This is a genomic window from Hydrogenophaga sp. L76, from assembly GCF_057654755.1.
This window is the reverse complement of record NZ_CM172807.1, coordinates 1,999,725-2,018,924: the sequence shown is the minus strand read 5'-3', so window position 1 is coordinate 2,018,924 and position 19,200 is coordinate 1,999,725. Positions and strand designations below refer to the sequence as shown.

General features: G+C 69.5%; 16 protein-coding genes and 1 pseudogene. 10 read left to right on the top strand and 7 right to left on the bottom strand.

Translation table 11 applies throughout. The features are described 5' to 3' along the window. Positions 1-4 precede the first annotated feature (4 nt). Entirely contained in the window at positions 5-424 is a 420-nt protein-coding gene (locus AC23D4_RS09635; RefSeq protein WP_472888386.1) for an Lrp/AsnC family transcriptional regulator, read from the top strand. Between the two features lie 56 nt (positions 425-480). Here AC23D4_RS09635 and AC23D4_RS09630 read toward each other — a convergent pair whose 3' ends face one another. Next, the gene (locus tag AC23D4_RS09630; protein WP_472888385.1) at positions 481-2,832 is read right to left on the bottom strand and encodes an ATP-dependent DNA helicase; all 2,352 of its coding nucleotides are present in this window, start codon (positions 2,830-2,832) and stop codon (positions 481-483) included. Positions 2,833-2,869: 37 nt separating this feature from the next. On the opposite strand from AC23D4_RS09630, the gene AC23D4_RS09625 reads away from it, so the two are divergent. After that, positions 2,870-3,703: a hypothetical protein gene (locus AC23D4_RS09625; protein ID WP_472888384.1), complete on the top strand. Its 834-nt coding sequence runs from the start codon at positions 2,870-2,872 to the stop codon at positions 3,701-3,703. Positions 3,704-3,769: 66 nt separating this feature from the next. On the opposite strand, the gene AC23D4_RS09620 is transcribed toward AC23D4_RS09625, so the two are convergent. Both AC23D4_RS09620 and AC23D4_RS09615 read right to left on the bottom strand, forming a co-directional pair. Then, complete coding sequence (locus AC23D4_RS09620; RefSeq protein ID WP_472888383.1) at positions 3,770-5,155, bottom strand: sensor histidine kinase; 1,386 nt, start codon at positions 5,153-5,155, stop codon at positions 3,770-3,772. Beyond that, entirely contained in the window at positions 5,152-5,832 is a 681-nt protein-coding gene (locus AC23D4_RS09615; protein ID WP_472888382.1) for a response regulator, read from the bottom strand. Before AC23D4_RS09615 ends, AC23D4_RS09620 begins: the two co-directional genes overlap by 4 nt. 161 nt (positions 5,833-5,993) lie before the next feature. Between AC23D4_RS09615 and dsbD the strand changes: the two genes are divergently transcribed. From dsbD to AC23D4_RS09580, 7 genes are all read left to right on the top strand, one after another. Next, positions 5,994-7,853 (top strand): protein-disulfide reductase DsbD, encoded by a 1,860-nt coding sequence (gene dsbD / locus AC23D4_RS09610; protein ID WP_472888381.1) that lies wholly within the window; start codon positions 5,994-5,996, stop codon positions 7,851-7,853. Then, positions 7,850-8,692 (top strand): TlpA family protein disulfide reductase, encoded by an 843-nt coding sequence (locus AC23D4_RS09605; RefSeq protein WP_472888380.1) that lies wholly within the window; start codon positions 7,850-7,852, stop codon positions 8,690-8,692. Before dsbD ends, AC23D4_RS09605 begins: the two co-directional genes overlap by 4 nt. Next, on the top strand, positions 8,689-9,546 hold the full coding sequence (gene dsbG, locus AC23D4_RS09600; RefSeq protein WP_472888379.1) for a thiol:disulfide interchange protein DsbG: 858 nt from the start codon (positions 8,689-8,691) through the stop codon (positions 9,544-9,546). The genes AC23D4_RS09605 and dsbG overlap by 4 nt, the downstream gene beginning before the upstream one ends. Positions 9,547-9,650: 104 nt before the next feature. Then, positions 9,651-10,349, top strand: a complete 699-nt coding sequence (locus tag AC23D4_RS09595) for a hypothetical protein (RefSeq protein ID WP_472888378.1) — start codon at positions 9,651-9,653, stop codon at positions 10,347-10,349. Beyond that, positions 10,346-11,014 carry a c-type cytochrome gene (locus tag AC23D4_RS09590; protein ID WP_472888377.1) on the top strand — a complete coding sequence of 223 codons (669 nt, stop codon included), beginning with the start codon at positions 10,346-10,348 and terminating at the stop codon, positions 11,012-11,014. Before AC23D4_RS09595 ends, AC23D4_RS09590 begins: the two co-directional genes overlap by 4 nt. Beyond that, positions 11,011-12,090 (top strand): c-type cytochrome, encoded by a 1,080-nt coding sequence (locus tag AC23D4_RS09585; RefSeq protein WP_472888376.1) that lies wholly within the window; start codon positions 11,011-11,013, stop codon positions 12,088-12,090. Before AC23D4_RS09590 ends, AC23D4_RS09585 begins: the two co-directional genes overlap by 4 nt. Further along, positions 12,087-12,848: an MBL fold metallo-hydrolase gene (locus tag AC23D4_RS09580; protein WP_472888375.1), complete on the top strand. Its 762-nt coding sequence runs from the start codon at positions 12,087-12,089 to the stop codon at positions 12,846-12,848. Before AC23D4_RS09585 ends, AC23D4_RS09580 begins: the two co-directional genes overlap by 4 nt. A 331-nt stretch (positions 12,849-13,179) precedes the next feature. Here AC23D4_RS09580 and AC23D4_RS09575 read toward each other — a convergent pair whose 3' ends face one another. From AC23D4_RS09575 to AC23D4_RS09565, 3 genes and pseudogenes are all read right to left on the bottom strand, one after another. Continuing rightward, positions 13,180-13,575: a CBS domain-containing protein gene (locus tag AC23D4_RS09575; RefSeq protein ID WP_472888438.1), complete on the bottom strand. Its 396-nt coding sequence runs from the start codon at positions 13,573-13,575 to the stop codon at positions 13,180-13,182. A gap of 96 nt (positions 13,576-13,671) precedes the next feature. Next, positions 13,672-14,016: pseudogene (locus AC23D4_RS09570) on the bottom strand (hypothetical protein); the annotation flags it as partial. Between the two features lie 17 nt (positions 14,017-14,033). Beyond that, positions 14,034-14,300, bottom strand: a complete 267-nt coding sequence (locus AC23D4_RS09565; RefSeq protein ID WP_472888374.1) for a hypothetical protein — start codon at positions 14,298-14,300, stop codon at positions 14,034-14,036. A gap of 579 nt (positions 14,301-14,879) precedes the next feature. Between AC23D4_RS09565 and AC23D4_RS09560 the strand changes: the two genes are divergently transcribed. Next, on the top strand, positions 14,880-19,010 hold the full coding sequence (locus AC23D4_RS09560) for a PAS domain-containing protein (protein ID WP_472888373.1): 4,131 nt from the start codon (positions 14,880-14,882) through the stop codon (positions 19,008-19,010). Here AC23D4_RS09560 and AC23D4_RS09555 read toward each other — a convergent pair. After that, positions 19,001-19,135, bottom strand: a complete 135-nt coding sequence (locus tag AC23D4_RS09555; RefSeq protein ID WP_472888372.1) for a hypothetical protein — start codon at positions 19,133-19,135, stop codon at positions 19,001-19,003. The genes AC23D4_RS09560 and AC23D4_RS09555 overlap by 10 nt on opposite strands. Between the last annotated feature and the right edge of the window lie 65 nt (positions 19,136-19,200).

The following is a 19,200-nucleotide window of genomic DNA, read 5'->3' as shown; positions in this document are numbered from 1 at the left end:
GATCATGGACCAGCTCGATCAGCAACTCATTGCCCTGCTGCGGCAGGACGCGCGGCTCGCCGTGGCCGACCTCGCGCACAAGCTCCAGGTGTCGCGCGGCACCGTCACCAACCGGCTGCGCAAGCTGGAAGACTCGCAGGTGATCGTGGGCTACACCGTGCGCCTGCGGCCCGAGTCGCAGCCCGAACGCATCCGCGCCTGGATGAGCGTGCAGGTCGAGGGCAACCAGACCCGGCTGGTGATCGCCAGCCTGCTGGGTGAGCCGGGCGTGGCGGCGTTGCACGACACCAATGGCCGCTGGGACCTGCTGGCCGAACTGGAGGTGGGCTCGATGAAAGAGCTGTCCGACGTGCTGGAGCGCGTGCGCCTGATCAGCGGCATCCGCTCGACCGAGACCAGCATCCACCTCGCCAGCTACCGCTAGGCGGCTTTGCCATGGCAGCGAGCACAAGGCGCGAAGCCACCAGCGCGGTGTGAGGATCAGGATGGGTATTGCACCCGCCACCACGCCGGCAGCAGCCGCCGCACCTCGGCGCGCGCGTAGCGGTCGTCGAGCAGCCAGACCGTGCCGTGGTCCTGTTCGCTGCGGATCACGCGGCCCGCGGCCTGCACCACCTTCTGCACGCCGGGGAACAGGTAGGTGTAGTCGTAGCCGCGGCCGAACCTGGCCTGCAGCCGGGCCTTGAGCTGTTCGTTCACCGGGTTCACCTGCGGCAGGCCCAGCGTGGCGATGAAGGCGCCGATGAGCCGGCGCCCGGGCAGGTCGATGCCCTCGCCGAACGCACCGCCGAGCACGGCAAAGCCGATGCCCTGGCCGCTGTCGGTGAAGCGGGCGATGAAAGCCTCGCGCTCGGGCTCACCCATGCCGCGCGACTGCACCCAGACCGGAATGGAAGGGTGGCGCTGCTGCAGCCGGTCGAGCGCCTGCGCCAGGTAGTCGAAGCTGCTGAAAAACGCGAGGTAGTTGCCGGGCTCGGCCGCGAACTGCGCCGCCATGGTGTCGGCCATGGGCGTGAGCGATGCCAGCCGGTCGGTCCAGCGGGTGGAGATGTGCGGCGCCACGCGCACCGCGAGCTGTTCACCGGCAAACGGCGAGGGCACGTCCACGCGCAGGGTGTCGGCCGGCAGGCCCAGCAGGTCGGCGACGTAGTCCATGGGCGCGAGCGTGGCAGAGAACAGCGTGGCGCTGCGCACGGCGCTCCAGCGGTCCTGCAGCAGCGGGCCGGGCACGAGGTTGCGCAGGCTGATCAGCGGTTGTGCCACGCGCGTGCCCGGGGCGGGGTGGGGCGTGCGCGTGAGGTCGCAGAGCGTGTGGTCACCGTACAGCTCGGCCACGCGCTGGAAGTGCAGCGCATCGAAGAACCAGGCCTGCAGCGGACCACCCGCGGCGTCTTGCGGGTGCAAGGCCAGGTGGTCGCCGATCTCGCCGCAGAGCTGCTGCAGCGCGGCGGTGAATGCGCCTGGGGGTTCGGGCAACACCGTGTAGTCCCCCGCCTGTTCCCGCGCCAGCGCGTTCCACTGGCGGTGCAGCCGGTCGAGGCCCGTTTTCAGCGCGGCCGGCGCGCTGCGGCGCAGCGCCTGGAAGGGGGCAGGGTCGAGCTGGGCGCTGTACATGGCGCGGGCGCGTTCGATCAGGTTGTGCGCCTCGTCCACCAGCAGCGCGCTCTGCCAGCCGTGTTCGAGCGTGAGGCCGTGCCAGTGGGCGCCGATGTCGAAGAAGTGGTTCACGTCGCCCACCGCCACATCGCTCCAGCGCAGCATCTCCTGCCCCAGGTAGTAGGGGCACACGCTGTGTTCCAGCGCCAGTTCGCGCAGCGCGCCCTTGTCCAGCCAGCCGGCCTGCGCCGCGGCGGCGCGGGCCGCGGGCAGGCGGTCGTAGAAGCCGCGCGCGAGCGGGCACGACTCGCCGTGGCAGGCCTTGTCCGGGTGTTCGCAGGCCTTGTCGCGCGCCACGCGTTCGAGCGCGCGCAGCGGCAGCGCCGGGCGCGCGGGTGGGTGGCCGGCGGCGCCGAGCCGTGCCAGCGCGTCCAGCGCGAGCTGGCGGCCGGTGGTGCGCGCGGTCAGGTAGAAGAGCTTGTCCAGTCCCTGCGCGGGCGCGGCCTTGAGCGCGGCGAACAGCGTGGCCGCCGTCTTGCCGATGCCGGTCGGCGCCTGCGCCATGAGCACGCGGCCCGCCGCGTGGGCGCGGTAGACGGCTTCGGCCAGCGCCCGCTGGCCGGCGCGGAAGCTGGGGAAGGGAAAGGCCAGGGCGCGCAAGGCGGCGTCGCGCGCGCTGCGGTGCGCGCGCTCCTGCCGGGCCCAGCCGCTGTAGCGTTCGCACAGGTCTTCGAAGTGCGCGCGCAGGGCGCTGGCGCTCTGGGTTTCCGACAGCGGAGTCTCCTGGCCGGTGTCGATGTTGAAGTACACCAGCACCAGCTCGATGCGCTCCAGCCCGAGCTGTTCGCACAGCATCCAGCCGTAGACCCGGGCCTGCGCCCAGTGCAGGGCGCGCGCGTTGTCTGCGATCAGCGCCGCGTCGCCGCGGTGCGTCTTGATCTCTTCCAGGTGCATCACGCTGGCGTCCCAGCCGTCCGCCCGGCCCTGCACACGCAGGCCGTGCCACTGGCTGGCCAGCGGCACCTCGCGCTGGTAGCCCGCGCCGCGCCGCGACGTCACCTCGCCATGGCCGGCCACGCCTTCGCTGCCGGAAGGCGAGGGCGTGAAGCGCAGATCCAGGTCGCCCCGGCGCGCTGCGAAATCGCACAGCGTGCGCACCGCCACGGCGCCCAGCGGGGCGTCGGCGGCGGCTTCGTCAACCAGTCGGGGCGTGGCGGTGTTCTCGGTCGGGCTCATCTTGTGAGGGGCATGGTACTGGATATATAGTCAGTTCATGGAGTCCGCCTTTTCCCCCGAACCGCCCCCGCTCAACCGCCAGCACCACCGGCGCCTGCGCGACATCTACCGCTCGGCCGGCTGGCCCTGCGCCGACATGGTCGAGGTCGAGCTGCTGGCGGCCGGCTTGCTGGAGCGCCGGGTGTCCGCCGATGGCTTTGAGACCCTTCGCGTGACCGACGCCGGCATCCAGACGCTGGCGCGCGTGTTCGCCAGCAACAAGGCCGCGCGCACGCCGCACGAGGCCCTGGTCGAGCAGGTCGCGGTGGCCATGACGCGCGCGGGCCGCCTGGCCTGGCGTGGGCTGATGCTGCGCGTGCCGCTGCCGCGCGCGCTGCTGCTGGGCGAGGCCGCAGCGCCGGTAGCTGCAGAGCCCGCGCCCGGCTGGGCGGCGCAGCTGGCGGTTTTTGAATCCGAAGCGACCACCCAGCCCAACGAGCCACAACACGCCTGGTGCATGGCCTGCCCCGATGTGTTTTCCATCCGCCGCAGCTCGGTCGAGTCCTACCTGGAGCCGGTGGTGCACGAGATCAAGGTCAGCCGTGCCGACCTGCTGGGCGACCTGAAGAAGCCCGCCAAGCGCGCCGCGTACCTGGGCATGGCCAGCGCCTGCTGGTACGTGCTCGGCCACGACGCCAGGGGCCGGCCCATCGCCCAGCCCGAAGAGGTGCCGCCCGAGTGCGGCGTGATGTACGCGCGCGACGGCGAGCTCAGCATTGCCCGCGAAGCGCCGCGCCGCGCCATTCAGCGCCTGCCGTTTCATGTGTGGATGACGCTGGCACAGACAGAGCCCGCCGTGCGGCTGGAGGAATCGGGCCAGGCCCGGTTTTGAGCCCTTGTATGCACTGGAGGGTGTGAGCCCGTCCTCGGAATGCGCTTCGTCGGCAGTTGCTCAGGTTCAGGGACGCTCACACCGTTCGGACGGAAAACAGAGCCGGGCTTCCATGCCCGCAACCGGGCGCGGCGCCAGGTGCAACTCGCCGCCATAGCGCCTTGCGATGGCGTCGACGATGGAGAGGCCCAGGCCGCTGCCGGTATCGCCATCCGCACCGCCGCTGCCGCGTCGCCAGAACCGCTGCGCCGCCTGTGCCCGTTCGGCATCGGTCATGCCCGGTCCTTCGTCGAGCACGCAGAACGCCACCTGACCTGGCAGCCGTTCGATCCGCAGCACGACCGAGCCCGGCCTGGGTGAATGCCGCAGGGCGTTGTCGAGCAGGTTGCGCAAAGCCGACACCAGCAAGGTCTCGGGCACTGCGAGCGATGCGGCCGATGATGCTGCCTGCAACTCGACGTGCGGTCCGCTGGATGCAACGCCCTGTGCGACGCCGGCCGAGGCATCGTCGATCGCCAGCAGCGCTGCATGCAGCGCATCGACCCGCTGTGGCGACTCGGGCTTTGCCGCGCCTTCGAGCCGGGCCAGCAACAACAGCTGTTCGAGCGTGCGGTGCAGCCGCGCGACGCCCTGCTGCGCATTCGCCAGCGCCTCGCCCGCGGCGCCATGCAAACCCGATTCGCCGCACGCCAGGCGCAACACCTGCAGATGCGTCTTGATGGCGGTCAGCGGTGTTCTCAGCTCGTGCGCGGCGTTGTCGGTGAAGCGCCGCTCGCGTTCGATCGCGTCCTGCACGCGCACCAGCAGGTGGGCGATGGTGTCGATCAGTGGCTGCAGTTCGGGCGGCGCATCGATGGCGGGCAACGGCGCTTCGGCATCCGCACGCCGGTCCAGCAGCACCTTGCGCACCCGTTCGATCGGCGCGAGGCCCCGCCCGACACCGATCCACAGCAGCACCAGGCTGCCCGCCATCGCCACGGCGAACGGTACCGCTGCGGAGAGCGCAATCTCGCGCAGCAGGTCTGCGCGCGCATCGGTTCGGTCGGCGGTGGCAATGCGCACCTCGCCGACTTGCAGCACGTAGGTGCGCCAGGGTTTGCCGCCGTAGACGGAGGTGCTGTAGCCCAGCGACGCACCTTCCAGGCCGGGGCTGGTGGCGGTGCGCGCGATCGGCTGGACCGCCACCTCGCCGCGAACCAGGCTGACCTCGCACGCCAGGCCGTCGCGCGCGATCACATCGAGCGGCAACACCGGGGGGCCGCTGACCTGCAGGCGCTCCGCCGGGAGGCGCGCGACCAGGCCGGCCACCATGCGCGCCGAGGCCGCCAGGCGCTCGTCCAGGGCGCTGCGCAGCTGCTCGCGCACATCCATGAACATCCACACCGCGACGACGCTCCACAGCAGCGTCAGCGACAAGCCGATGATGGCGACCAGGCGCAGGCGCAGCGTCACCGCGGGTCCTCGCCAGCGGCCGCCTCGCCCAGCCGGTAGCCCAGGCCGCGCACCGTCTCGACGATGGTGGGGCCGAGCTTGCGGCGCAGGTGGTGGATGTGCACGTTCACGGCGTTGCTTTCCACATCGGTATCGAAGCCGTAGAGGCTGGCCTGGAGTTGCTCCAGGCTCAGGATGCGGCCAGGGTTCTGCAGCAGCGCGCGCAACAACGCCAGCTCGCGCCGCGACAGATCGACCCGCACACCATGCAGCCGAACCTCGGCGCTGGAAGCGCTGAAAGAGAGATTGCCGTGTTCGACGAGGTCGCTGCTGCGGCCGCTGGCGCGGCGCACCAGCGCGTGCAGCCGGGCCACCAGTTCGTCGAGCTCGAAGGGCTTGAGCAGGTAATCGTCGGCACCGGCCCGCAGGCCCGCGACGCGGTGTTCTAGCGCATCGCGCGCCGTCAGCACGAGCACCGGGATCGACTGCCCCTGGGCGCGCCAGCGCGCGAGCACCGCCATGCCGTCTTCGTCGGGCAGGCCCAGGTCGAGCACACAGACATCGAAGTGCGACGTGCCGAGCGCCGCACGCGCCTTCGCGGCGGTGTCGACGTGATCCACGGTCACGCCGAGCAGGCGCAGCCCGGCGACGATGCCACTGGCGACGAGGCGGTCGTCTTCAATCAGCAAGACGTGCACGGCTGTCTCCGCAGGGGCCGATGAAATTCATGGCGCGATTATGGTGGCTGGGGGCGTCAAGCACGGGTGGCGACAGGCCATGAGGGTCGTTAACGCCGCCTTAATCGCGGTATTCAAGGATGGCCCTCCGTTGACATCCCGTCACGCTCTGACACCAGTCCATGCCCGACCTTCCCGATCGCTTTCGAAGCAGCCTGCGCGCTGCGCTCGCCGCCCTGGTGCTGCTGTGGGGCGTGGCTTGGCCGGCTCACGCCGCCGAAGAGTTCCTGCAGCCCGAGCAGGCCTTTCGCCTGTCGGCCACGAAGTCCGATGCCGGCGGGCTGCAGCTGACCTGGTCCATTGCGCCGGGCTACTACCTGTACCGCGACCGCATGGCGGTCACGGCATCCCCGTCCGGGAGTCCCATGGAGACCGAACGCCCGCCCGGCGTCCGTAAGGACGACCCCAACTTCGGCGTGATGGAGGTCTACCACGACGCTGTCACGGTGAAGGTGGCGCATGCCGGTGCCCCCGCACTCGACGTGACCTGGCAAGGCTGCGCCGACGCGGGGCTGTGTTATCCGCCGCAGACCGAGACGATCCAGGTCGCCAGCCTGTCGTCGGTTGTTGCTACCGCTGCACCCGCTGATCTGTCGGAACGGCAGCAAGAGCCAGGCGCCACCAGCCTGTGGAACAGCGTTTCCGGTAGCGACACCCAGATCACGCAGTGGCTCGGCGAACGCTCGCTCGGCTGGACCCTGCCGCTCTTCTTCCTGCTCGGCATCGCGCTGGCGTTCACGCCCTGTGTGCTGCCGATGTTGCCCATCGTCTCCGGCATCGTGGTGGGCAGCCAGGCGCCCCCGCGGCGCGCGTTCGCGCTGTCGATGGCGTTCGTGCTGCCGATGGCGGCGACCTATTCGGCCCTGGGCTTGGCGGCTGCGCTCGCGGGTGCGAACCTGCAGGCGATGCTGCAGAACCGCTGGACGGTGCTCGTTCTGGGCGGCGTCTACATCGTGCTCGCGCTCGGCATGTTCGGCGTCTTCACCTTGCAACTGCCGGCCCGTCTGCGCGACAGGCTCGATGGTGCGAGCCGCGGCCTGCGCGGCGGATCGCTGCCCGGTGCGGCGGCCATGGGTGTGCTGTCGGCACTGCTCGTCGGGCCGTGCATGACCGCGCCGCTGGCGGGTGCGCTGCTCTACATCGCCCAGAGCGGCAACGTGGTCCAGGGCGCGCTGTTGCTGGCGGCGCTGGGCCTGGGCATGGGCGCGCCGCTGGTGATCGCCGGTACGCTGGGTTCGCGTTTCCTGCCCAAGCCGGGGCCCTGGATGGACCGCGTGAAGGGCACGCTGGGCTTCCTGCTGCTGGGCACGGCGGTGTGGATGTTCGAACGCGTGGTGCCGGAACCGGCCGCCTTGCTGATGTGGGGTGCGCTGCTGCTGGCGGTCGCGGTGACGCTGGTTCATGCGGCTTCGCGCAGCGCCTCGAGCGTCGCTGCCAGCGGGTCGCCGCTGCGGCTCGCGACCCGCACGCTCGCGGTTCTGGCCGGCCTCTGGGGCAGCGCGATGGTGCTTGGCGCGGCAGGCGGCGCCGGGGATCCCTGGCGGCCACTGACGTTCGCCACAGCGTCGGCCAAAGGCATTGAGCAAGCAACGGCGGGCTTGCAGTTCGAAGCGATCGCCAGCGAACCCGAACTTCAAGCAAAGCTCGCTGCCGCGCGCGCCGCGGGGCAACCCACCCTCGTGGACTTCTATGCCGACTGGTGCGTTTCCTGCAAGGCCATCGAGAAGGAGGTCTTTGGAGACCCTCGCGTGCAGCGCTCGCTGGCCGGTGTGCTGTTGCTGCGTGCCGACGTGACCGCCAACGACGCGCGCCAGCGCGAACTGATGCGCACGCACCAGGTGATCGGCCCGCCAACCGTGATGCTGTTCGATGGCGCCGGGCGCGAGCGCCGCGACGCCCGCCTGGTCGGTGAGTTCACCGTCGAACAGTTCCTGCAGCGACAGCCGCCTTCACGAACGCCCGGCATGGAGGAGCCGACATGAACCAGGCCCTGCAGATCGGTCCGCTGTCGCTGCCGTATTCGCTGCTGCTGACCTTGCTGGCCATCACACTTGGCGGATTCGTCGCGCGGCGGCTGGCGCGGTCCGCGGGCACCGAGGTCGAACCGACGCTGACGCACATGCTGCTCGTCGGCCTGGTCGCGGCGCGACTCGCCTTCGTCTGGCAATGGCGCGAACAGTACCTGAAGCTCCCGCTGAGCATCCTCGACATCCGCGACGGTGGCTGGGAGCCGGCAGCGGGCCTTGTGGTGGCCTTGCTGTTCGGCCTGCAACGCGCATACCGACAGACCGGCCTGCGCAAACCCGTGGTCGCCGCTGTGTTGACCACCGGCATGGTGCTGCTGCTCGGTGGCGTCGCGACGTTCCTGATGGCGTCCTCGGCAGCGCCCTTGCCGCCGCTGACCCTGAGTTCGCTGGACGGCCGGCCCGTGGCGCTCGCCGGCTTCGCAGGCAAGCCCACCGTGGTCAACCTCTGGGCCACCTGGTGCCCGCCTTGCCAGCGCGAGATGCCGGTGATGCAGCAAGCACAGGCCGCCAACCCGGACGTGAACATCGTCTTCGTCAACCAGGGCGAAGAGGCCCGCACGATTGCCGCCTTCCTGGACCGTCACAGCCTGACGCTGCGCCATGTGCTGGTCGATCAGCAGCATCAAACCGGCGCGGCGCTGGGCCACCGCGCCTTGCCGACCACCCTGTTCTTCGATGCGCAGGGAAGGCTGGCCGACACCCGCATCGGCGAGCTGTCACAAGCCACGCTCACCCAGCGCCTGACCAGTCTTCGCGCCGCCTCACCCCTGAAACAACAACCCACACCTCCATGAACCCTCTGAACACCCCTTCCGCCGTGCAACCCCGGCCGTCCGTCATCGTGACCTCGACCGTGGTCGTTCTGATCGCCCTCGCATCGACTGCTGCCTCGCTGGCCTTCGCAGCCCCGCCGCTTCCCGCGCCGCTTCAGGCCCTGCAGAAACAGGGGCTGAGCATCATCGGCACGTTCCCGAGTCCGGGCGGGATGACCGCCTACGCCGCGCACGCGGGCACCGAACCGATCGCCTTCTACCTGACGCCCGACGGCAAACACGTGATCGCCGGATCGTTGTTCGACGCCACCGGCAGGAACCTCACCACGACCGCCCTGGAAAAAGTCGTCGCCCAGCCGATGGCCGATTCGATCTGGGGCCAGCTCGCCAAGAGCCACTGGATCGCCGACGGCCGCGAGGACGCGCCGAGAACGGTCTATGTGTTCACCGATCCGAACTGCCCCTACTGCAACAAGCTGTGGGCCGACGCACGACCGTGGGTCGATGCGGGCAAGGTGCAGTTGCGTCACGTCATGGTCGGCATCCTGACGCCGACCAGCGCCGGCAAGGCGGCCGCTTTGATGGGGGCCAGGCAGCCGGCTGCCGCGCTGGAGGCACATGAACGTGCGCACGTCGCATCGAATGCGAAGACGCTGGCCAGCGGGCGACCCAAGCCCCTCGGTGACGACAGCCTGAAACCGCTGGCGGTGATTCCTGCCGCTTTGGCCACCCAGCTGGATGCGAACGCGGCCCTGATGGCAACCTACGGCTTGCAAGCGACCCCGGCGCTGGTGTGGAAGGACAGCAAGGGCAGCGTGCAGATGCGCCAGGGCGCGCCGGAGTCCGACCTGCCTGGCATCTTCGGGCCGCGCTGAACACCTGGCCATCGGCAGGTTCTCCGAACTTCACCGGGCTCGCCACCGCACAGAGGCGCATCGCCCGTATCTTCAAGCGGGTGCGCGCTGAGCACCCTGGGGAAGTGCTGGCGCTGGACAACGGCGACAAGGGCATGCCGCCGAGTTTCTCCGAAGGGGTGCGCTTCACGCTGGGCAACACCGAGCTCCCGGGCCACATCGACAGGCTGCGCAGCGTCGACAGGGTGGATCTGGTGGTGGTGTCGCACCTTGGCTTCGCACAGGACGCCCGGCTCGCCGCCGAGATGGCCCAGCGGGTGGCGGAGACCGTCGCCCCGCACCGCGACTTCCTCGACCGTTCGACCTCGCTCAAAGCGTCGATGGACAACGTGCTGCTCGACGCCATCGCTGCCGCGGCGGGCACGCTCCTGGCGTTCTCCAGCGGCTGGCGCTACGGCGCGCCCATTCTGCCCGGCCATGTGACGATGCAGCACCTGTGGAACATCGTGCCCACCCATCCGCCGGTCTCCACGGCAGTTCGCGCGCGGCACCCAGGTGCGCGGCAGCGTGGTGGCGGTCTGACCGGGTGGACCCTTCGGGGCGCCAGCGGCGCCACGACGAACAGGCCGCCTCGCCATGCCCTTGGCGGCCACGGTTGTGTGCGCCACCCCACAGACTCGCCTTCCTCGGGACACTACCGTTCAGTGCGCTGCCCATGCAATGGGCATGGCACTTCCCGACCCACACCCATGAAATCCGCACTGTCGCAACGGTCGATGCATCACGCCAAGCGGGCGAAAGTTGCCCAAGGAGTCCGAACATGAACGCAGATAGGTGGATTCTCGGACTCGGCCTGGGCCTGATGCTGAGCGTCAGCTGTCATGCCGACGGCGCGGCGATCGCCAAAACGGGCCTGGGGGCCGCACCGGCCTGCCAGACCTGCCATGGCGCTGCCGGCGAGGGTGTCGCGCAGGCCGGTTTTCCACGCCTGGCCGGTCTGGGTGCGACCTACCTGGAACGCCAGCTCGCCGCCTTCGCGGACGGCACGCGGGTCAACGACGTGATGATGCCGATCGCCAAGGCCCTGTCGCTTGCCGATGGGGCTGAGGTGTCTGCGTACTACGCCGCGTTGCCCGCCCCCGCTGCACCGGCCGGAGCCCCGCCCACGGCTTCCCCGCAAGCCACTGCGGCGGCGCCGGCGCCTGCCTCGGTCGGCGCCACCCTGGCCACGCGCGGCCGCTGGGCCGACAAGCTGCCCGCGTGCGAGCAATGTCACGGCCCGGGTGGGCGCGGCGTGGGCCCGGACTTCCCGGCCCTGACCGGGCAGAGCGCGACCTATCTCGCCAACCAGTTGACGGCGTGGAAAACCGGCGCACGACCGCCCGGCCCGATGGGCCTGATGGCCGACGTCGCCAGGAAGCTGTCGGAGGCCGAGGTGCGCGCCGTGGCCGATCACTATGCTTCGCTGCCATCGAGGGCCGCGCGATGATCACGGCACGTCAACGGCTCTACGTCGGCGGCGCACTGGCGGTGCTGGTGATCGGCGTCGGCCTCTATGCGGGCGGGGTGTTTCACTACTTCGGCATGCAGGCCTACAGCGAACGGTGGGCCACCAGGCGGGAAAGCGCCCGGCCCGGCGTGGCCGCACCCGCGCCGCGAGCATCGAATGACCTGGTGGGGGATCCACCGCGAGCCGAACTCACGGCGCCGGCAGCCACGCCCGGCGCGGACGTGGTGTTCCAGCCGCCGCTGGAGTCCGAGATACCGGCGGGCGAGTTCGGTGACGTGATCCGTCGCGGCCGCGAAATCTTCATCGATACGCCCCGCGCCGCGCGTGCGTATGTCGGCAACAGCCTGCGCTGCGTCAGTTGCCACCTCGACGCCGGGCGCCTGGCGGACTCTTCACCCATGTGGGCCGCGTTCGTGAGTTACCCCGCCTACCGCAGCAAGACCCAGAGCGTCACCACATTCCAGCAGCGCCTGCAAGGCTGTTTCGAGTACAGCATGAACGGACGGGCACCGCCGCTCGGCGCGCCGGAGCTGGTGGCGCTGGAGAGCTACGCGTATTGGCTCGCATCCGGCGCACCGCTCGACCCGAAGATCGCGGGCCGCGGCTACCCGCCGCTCGCCCCGCCGGCGCAAAAGGCCGACTTCGTCCGCGGCGAAAAGGTCTACGCCGAGAACTGCCTGCTCTGCCACGGCGCCGATGGCGCAGGGCAGCGCACCCCGGACGGCTACGCGGTGTTCCCGGCGCTCTGGGGGACGGACTCGTTCAACTGGGGTGCCGGCATGGGGCGTATCAGCAACGCCGCCGCCTTCGTCAAAGCCAACATGCCGCTGGGCCTGCCCGGCACGCTGACCGACCAGCAGGCGTGGGACGTGGCGCTGTACATGAACAGCCACGAGCGGCCGCAGGACCCGCGTTACACCGGCAGCGTGCAGGACACACAGCAGGCGTTCCACGCCACAAAGGATTCGATGTACGGCCGTGAGGTGGCGGGCCAAGTGCTCGGCGCCATCGGCCCGCCGAAGCCATTCAAGCCGTTGAAGGAAAGCCGACCATGATCTTCAGGCAACTGTTTGAACCCGTGTCCAGCACCTACACCTACCTGCTGGCCTGCGAGACCACAGGGCAGGCGATGCTGATCGACCCGGTCATCAACGCCATCGACCGCGACTTGCAGGTGTTGCAGTCGCTGCGGCTCACGCTGGCGCTGACGCTCGACACCCACATCCACGCCGATCACATCACCGCGGCGCTGCAGTTGAAGCAGCGCGTCGGCAGCCAGATCGCCGCGCCCGCGATGGACGGTCTGCCCTGTGTCGACGTGGGCATCGAGGAGGGCACACCGCTGCAACTCGGTGGCATCACCGTGGACCCGCTGCACACACCTGGGCACACCGACAGTCACTTCGCCTACCGGTGCATCGACCATGGCAACGACCGCCTGTTCAGCGGCGACGCCTTGCTGATCGACGGCTGTGGTCGAACCGACTTCCAGAACGGCGACGCCACAGCCCTCTACCAGAGCGTGACCGGGAAGCTGTTCGCCCTGCCCGATGACGTGCTGGTCTATCCGGCGCACGACTACGAGCAACGTCGCGTTTCAACGATCGGCCAGGAGAAGAGCCGCAATCCGCGCCTGGGGCAGGGCCGGACGCTGGAAGAGTTCAGGACTCTCATGGCCGGGCTCGACCTGCCGTACCCCAAGTTCATCGACCATGCCGTGCCCGGCAACCGCCACTGCGGCCTGTGCCCGGAGGATCTGCCTGAGCAGATGCGCGAATACTGCGAGCGCATGACCCAGAGCCAACAAGGCTGAAGGGCTCCCCTTGCCCGGGTTCTGTGTGCCATCTCACCGACGCCAACAAGACCGCCATTCAACAATCTGCACTCGCGGCCTCCGCGCGAATCCGAATGGACGAGCAAGGTGTTGCTTGCTGTCAAGGCCATGGAGGCGCTGAACGTCGGCGCATGGCCGATCGTTGAAGGCGCGCGCGTGACCGGGCGTGATCACCGACCGCGACATCGTGCTGCGCGGCGTCGCGCGGGAGATGCCGATGGCCACCACCCCGCTCAGCAAGCTGATGGAGAAGTCCCCGAGCCAGGGCAAGGGGACCGCCGCATCAGGCGCCCGTTCTCATCGGCCAGGCCTAGGGCTGCGAAATGCCGACCAGTGCATCAGCGGTAGGCTGGATGTCGTCGGCTGCGACGGCAAAGTCGCCGAGTGACACGATGCCCACCAGGCGCTTCTCGCGGTTCACCACAGGCAGGCGCCTGACCTGATACTGGCTCATCTTGTCGGCACCCGTCTCCACGGTGTCGTCCTCATAGCACCAGATCACGTCTTCCGACATCACGTCGCGAACCAGCGTGTCGCTGCCCTTGCCTTCGGCGACGGCACGCACGGCCATGTCGCGGTCGGTCACGGCGCCGATCATGCGGTCGTGCTCGCCGACGGGCAGCATCCCGAAGCCGTCGTCCCGCATCCGGGCAGCGGCTTCCTGGATCGTTGCCTCGGGGCTGATCACCTGCACGTCGTGGCTCATCACGTCTTTGAGTAGTTGCATCTTTGTCTCCGGGTTGAGGTTGGTGGCGTGTGTGGCCACAGGTTTTGCGGGGTTGCCCGCGCGGACTGCAGTCGCTTGCGCTGGCGCTTGACCGACTGCGCTCGAATCCTCCGGGCCCACCAGGCTGCCGGCCGCGGCGCCACCCAGTGCGCCCGCAACGGCCCCCACCGTGCCACCCACCACCGCACCCACGGGTCCCGCGACCACGCTGCCGACGGCAACACCCGCGGCCGCACCGGCCACCACGCCGCCGCCCGTCAGCACCGAGTTGGCCTCGCGCCGGGCTTCCTCGGGTTCCAGCAACGACTGGGCTGCGGGGTTCAGATCCTGCGACGGAATGCCGTGGCCGGGACGGGCTTGCTCAGCGAGGTCTCCGTCAAGCGGTACCGGCTTTGCCTGGGGAGAAGTGGATGGATTCATGATGGCTCTCCTGTGCGTCAGTGACGCGTTGGGGGTGAAAGGCCCGGGTCGGTGCTGAGGGGGAGGTGCTCGCCGGGCTGGTGCGGCTCGCGGATTTCGGGTGGGATCTGAGGCGGTATGTCCAGCGGCTCCAGGGGCAGCGGCACGCCGTCGGGTGACGGCGCTTGCCCCGGTGGCAGGGACGGTTCGGGTTCGGGCCAGGGTCCGGGCACCGGCGACTGGACCGGGATCGACGCCAGGACAGGCGGTTGGGATGTGACGGGCAGGTCAGCGAGGCGGTTCATGGAACGGGCCTTTCAAGGTGGGCGAGGGCGCCTGGAAGCGGGTTCCGGGGCTGGAAAAGACATCATTGACTCGCCGTTGCCCCCGGTCTGTGCGGTTGCGCACACCCCAGGGACCGGGGTGGGTGTGCTGTCGCACAGACGCTGGCTGGCGCCCGCCATGCTGAATGCAACAGTTCGTCACACAAGGGGTGCGCCCCTCCAACCGGCTTCACCCCCCCAGACGGCGTGCCCGTGTCCCCGATGGTCCTTGTGGTCGATGACGATGCGTTCATGCGCTCCCTGCTCGGTCGGTTGTTGACCTCGGCCGTCATGCGCATCGAATCCGGTGCGCCGGGCGGTGATCATGGCCAATAGGTACGGCTGCGTATGGGGCTTTCGACGGCGTATCCCTTCCTCCGGCGTTTTCTGTGTAGCCTGCAACGCCGATCGCTGAAACAATGATGCTCGGCCAGACCGACACGTTCGATTCCCTGCAAACAATCCCATGACCGCTCCGCTCTCTCCAGCCACCACCGCCGGCAATGCCGCGAACCCGGCGCGCGCCCTGAGCCAGCCGCGTAGCGGCCTGTGATGCCGGTGGTGCCTTCCGACGCCGACCGGGGCCGCCAGGCGCGCATCGCGGCGCTCATCGACACCCTGCACGATGTGGACCAGCAGCTGCAGGCGCTGACAGCGGATGAGATCGACACCGTGGCCAACCGGGCTGGCAGCAAGCTGCTGCTCAACGCCCTGGAACAGCTGCGTCGCCAGGAAGCCCGGAAGCGGGCCGCGATGCTCGACGCGCTGCCGTCGAATGTCGCGTTGCTTGATGCAGACGGCGTGATCGTCGCGGTGAACGAGGCGTGGAAGCGCTTTGGTGACGCGAACGGCCTGCGGGATACCAACCACGGCGTGGGTCGCAACTACCTCGACGTCTTCGACCCGGGCGCCAGCCCGGACGCCGCCCTGAACCCGGGCGTGGCAGCCGCGCTGCGCGCCGTGCTGGCGGGCGGGCGCAGCACCCTCGCGATCGAGTACCCCTGCGACTCGCCGCAGGAGCAACGGCGCTTTCTCCTGACGGCGGCTCCGCTGGAGCCGGGACGACGCGCCGGCGCGGTGGTCATGCATGTGAACGTCAGCGACCGGGCGCGTGCCGAACAGGCCTCCCTTCGCAGTGCGGAACTGCTGCAAGCGGTGGCCGACGGCACGCCCGACGTTGTCTACGTCAAGGACCTGCAGGGCCGTTATCTGCTGTGCAACAGCGCACTGGCCCGTTTCACCGGGCGCACGGTCGAACAGATCCTGGGCTGCGACGACCGGGACCTGTACGACGCAGCGGAGGCATCGCAGATCGTCGAGAACGACCGCACGCTGCTCGCAACGGGGGAGGTGCACACCTCCGAGAAGTGGCTCACCGGCGTGAGCGGCCGGCGCATCTTCAATTCGACGCGTGCCCCCTACCGCAACGCCCGCGGAGAGGTGATCGGCGTCATCGGCATCGCCCGCGACATCACCGACGACAGGCTCGCCGAGCAGGCGCTGCGCGACAGCAAGGCGATGCTCGACATCGCGGGCCGCAGCGCCAAGGTCGGCGGCTGGACTTTCGACGTGACGCAGCGGCGCCTGCACTGGTCCGACATGGTTGCCAGCCTGCACGACGAACCGGCCGGCTATTCGCCCTCGATGGAGCTGGGCCTGGCCGCCTTCGTCCCCGAGCACCGCGCCACTGTCCAGGAAGCCGTCCAGCGCTGCATTGCGTCCGGCACGCCCTACGACCTGGAAGCCGAGAAGATATCGGCCACCGGGCGCCGTTTCTGGGTGCGCACCATCGGCGAAGCGGTGCGCGACGCCGAGGGCCGCATCGTGCGCATCCAGGGCGCGCTGCAGGACATCACCGAACGCAAGCTGGCGGCGCTGGAAACGCAGAAGCTGGCGCAACGGCTGAGCAACACGCTCGAAAGCATCAGCGACGGCTTCTTCGCCCTCGACCGCGACTGGCGCTTCACCTACTTCAACCGCGAGGCCGAGCGGCTGTTGGGGCGCAAGCGCGACACGACACTCGGGCGTGTGATCTGGGAAATTTTCCCCGAAGCGGTGGGCACGGTCTTTGACCGCTCTTACCAGCGCGCGATGAACGGCGAAACAGGCGTCACCTTCGAGGCCTTTTTCCTGCCTTTGCAGGCCTGGTTCGGTGTCGACTGCCACCCGTCGGGCGACGGGCTGTCGGTGTACTTCCGCGACGTCACCGCCAGCCGCGCGGCGCGTCAGCAGCTGAAGCTGCTCGAAGCCAGCGTGGCGCAGTTGAACGACGTCGTCATCATCACCGAGCCGGCGCCCGAACTGCAGCACGGCCGGCGCATCGTGTTCGTCAACGATGCCTTCGTGCGCCTGACCGGCTACGCGCGGGAGGAGGTGATCGGCCGGTCGCCCGGCTTGCTCGACGGCCCCTCGACGGATGCGGCCGAGCTGGCGCGTATCCGCGACGCGGTCGACCGTTTCGCGCCGGTGCACGTCGAGCTGATGCGGTCCACGAAGGATGGCCGGGAGTACCCCGTCGAGATCGACATCACACCGGTGGCCACGGCCGGCGAGGGCTTCACGCACTTTGTCTCCGTCATACGCGACATCAGCGAACGCCGCCGCAGCGAACAGGCACTGCTTGAGCTGAACGCCGGGCTCGAGGAGCGGGTGCGCCACCGCACGCTGGAACTGGAGCAGGCGCGTGAGCTGGCCGAGCAGGCCAACCGCGCCAAGTCCGCTTTCCTCGCGACGATGAGTCACGAGATCCGCACGCCAATGAACGGCGTTGTCGGCATGATTGACGTGCTGGAAGAGAGCCGGCTGGACCCGGAACAGCGCGACCTGTTGAAGACCGCGCGCGAATCGGCCTACGCGCTGATGGCCATCGTCGACGACGTGCTGGACTTCTCGAAAATCGAAGCCGGCCAGTTCGACATCGATCACGAGCCGATGGACGTGACGGCGGTCGTCGAGGGGGTCAGCGATGCCCTGTACCCGCTGGCCGTGAACCAGGGTGTGGGCCTCCACCTGTACACCGATCCGCGCCTGCCGCCAGGCATGCTGGGTGACGCCGCGCGGCTGCGCCAGGTGCTGATGAACCTGGTCGGCAACGCGATCAAGTTCAGCCACGGGCTGTCGCGCCCCGGCTCGGTGTCCTTGCGCGCCCTGCGCGTGGCCGGCCCCGGCGGCGACGACACGCTGGCGCTGGAGGTGTCCGACAACGGCATCGGCATGGACCCCGACGCCCAGGCACGCCTGTTCTCGCCGTTCACCCAGGCCGACGCCAGCACCACCCGGCGCTTCGGCGGCACCGGGCTGGGGCTCAGCATTTCGCACCGCCTGCTGACGCTGATGGGGGGCGAAGTGACGGTGCGCAGTGCGGCGGGTGAGGGATCGACCTTCACGGTGCGCCTGCCCATCGTGCGGGTGCCGGCCGACAACGACACGAAGCCCGCCCCGATGCCGCAGCCGCTGGCAGGGCTGCCCTGTCTGGTGGTCGGCGCTGCCGCCGGTCCGGCCGCCGACCTGGCCGACTACCTGATCCACGCGGGCGCCGCCACGACCTGCCGGCAGACCGTGGCGCAGGCCCAGGCGTGGTTGCGGCGTGTCGACCCGGGCCGGTGCGTCGTCGTCATCGCCGACGCCAAAGACGCCATCGAAGGCAGCGCCCCGTTGCTCGCGGCCTGCCGTGCCGTCGGGTCGGAGCGCCCCGAGCTGGTGCTGACTTTCGTGGTCATCGAGCGGGGCAGCCAGCGCCGGCCGCGCCGGCAAATGTCGGATCCGATGTGGTTGTACGGTGAATGCCTGCACCGCGACAAATTCCTGCACGGCGTGGCCCTGGCGGCCCGGCTCCAGCCGGCGCAAGAACCGGTCGAGCCGCTCGCCGAGGTGGACGCCGCTCCGGTCCCGCGGCATCCGGCGCCGCAGCCTGATGCGAACCGCCACGAAGCGAAACCGTTGATCCTGGTGGCCGAAGACAACGAGATCAACCAGAAGGTGCTGGCCCAGCAGCTCTCGCTGCTCGGTTACCGCTCCGAGATGGTGGCCAACGGTGCCGAGGCCCTGGCCTGCTGGCGCCAGAGGGGCCATGCCCTGCTGCTGACCGACCTGCACATGCCGATCATGGACGGCTATACGCTGGCCGCCGCGGTGCGTGCCGAGGAGGGTGGTGGTCCGCGCCTGCCCATCATCGCCCTGACCGCGAACGCCCTGCGCGAGGAAGAACTGCGCTGCCACCAGGCCGGCATGGACGTCTACCTGAGCAAGCCGGTTCGCCTGGCACAGCTGAAATCGACCATCAATGCCTGGCTGCAGCCCACGGCAACGCGGCCGAGCGGGGCCGTGGCTGACGAAGTGGCGTCATCCACCGCCTCGCCACCGGTCGACCTCGGCGTGCTGGCCGATCTGCTCGGTGATGAACCGCAGGTGGTGCAGGAGGTGCTGGCGGCCTTTCGGGCGGGCACCACGGGCTCGGCGCTGGCGATGGCCAGGGCACACGCCGGCGGTGAGGTGCAGACCATGTCGGATCTCGCCCACAAGCTGAAGTCGACCGCACGGGCCATTGGTGCGGCGCGCCTCGGGCAGATCTGCGCCGACATCGAAAAGACCGCCGTCACACGCCCCGCGCCACACATCTCGGTGCTCGATCCGCTGATGGCCGATTTTGAGATCGAGCTGCGAGCGGTTCACGCCTTTCTCGATCAACGATAGGACCGTGGCGGCTTGCCGCCGGGGCCGGGCACCAGGCGGGCGCGGCGCTCCGCATCCAGGCCGGGGGTCGCGTGCATGTCGGTGTCGACCAGGCCAGCGTCGATGTCGCGCTGGGCCTGGACCATCTGGGGGTCCGGTGTTTCGGCCGTAAGGGCACGGGCCAGGTCGGTCTGTGCGCTCGCGCACGCAC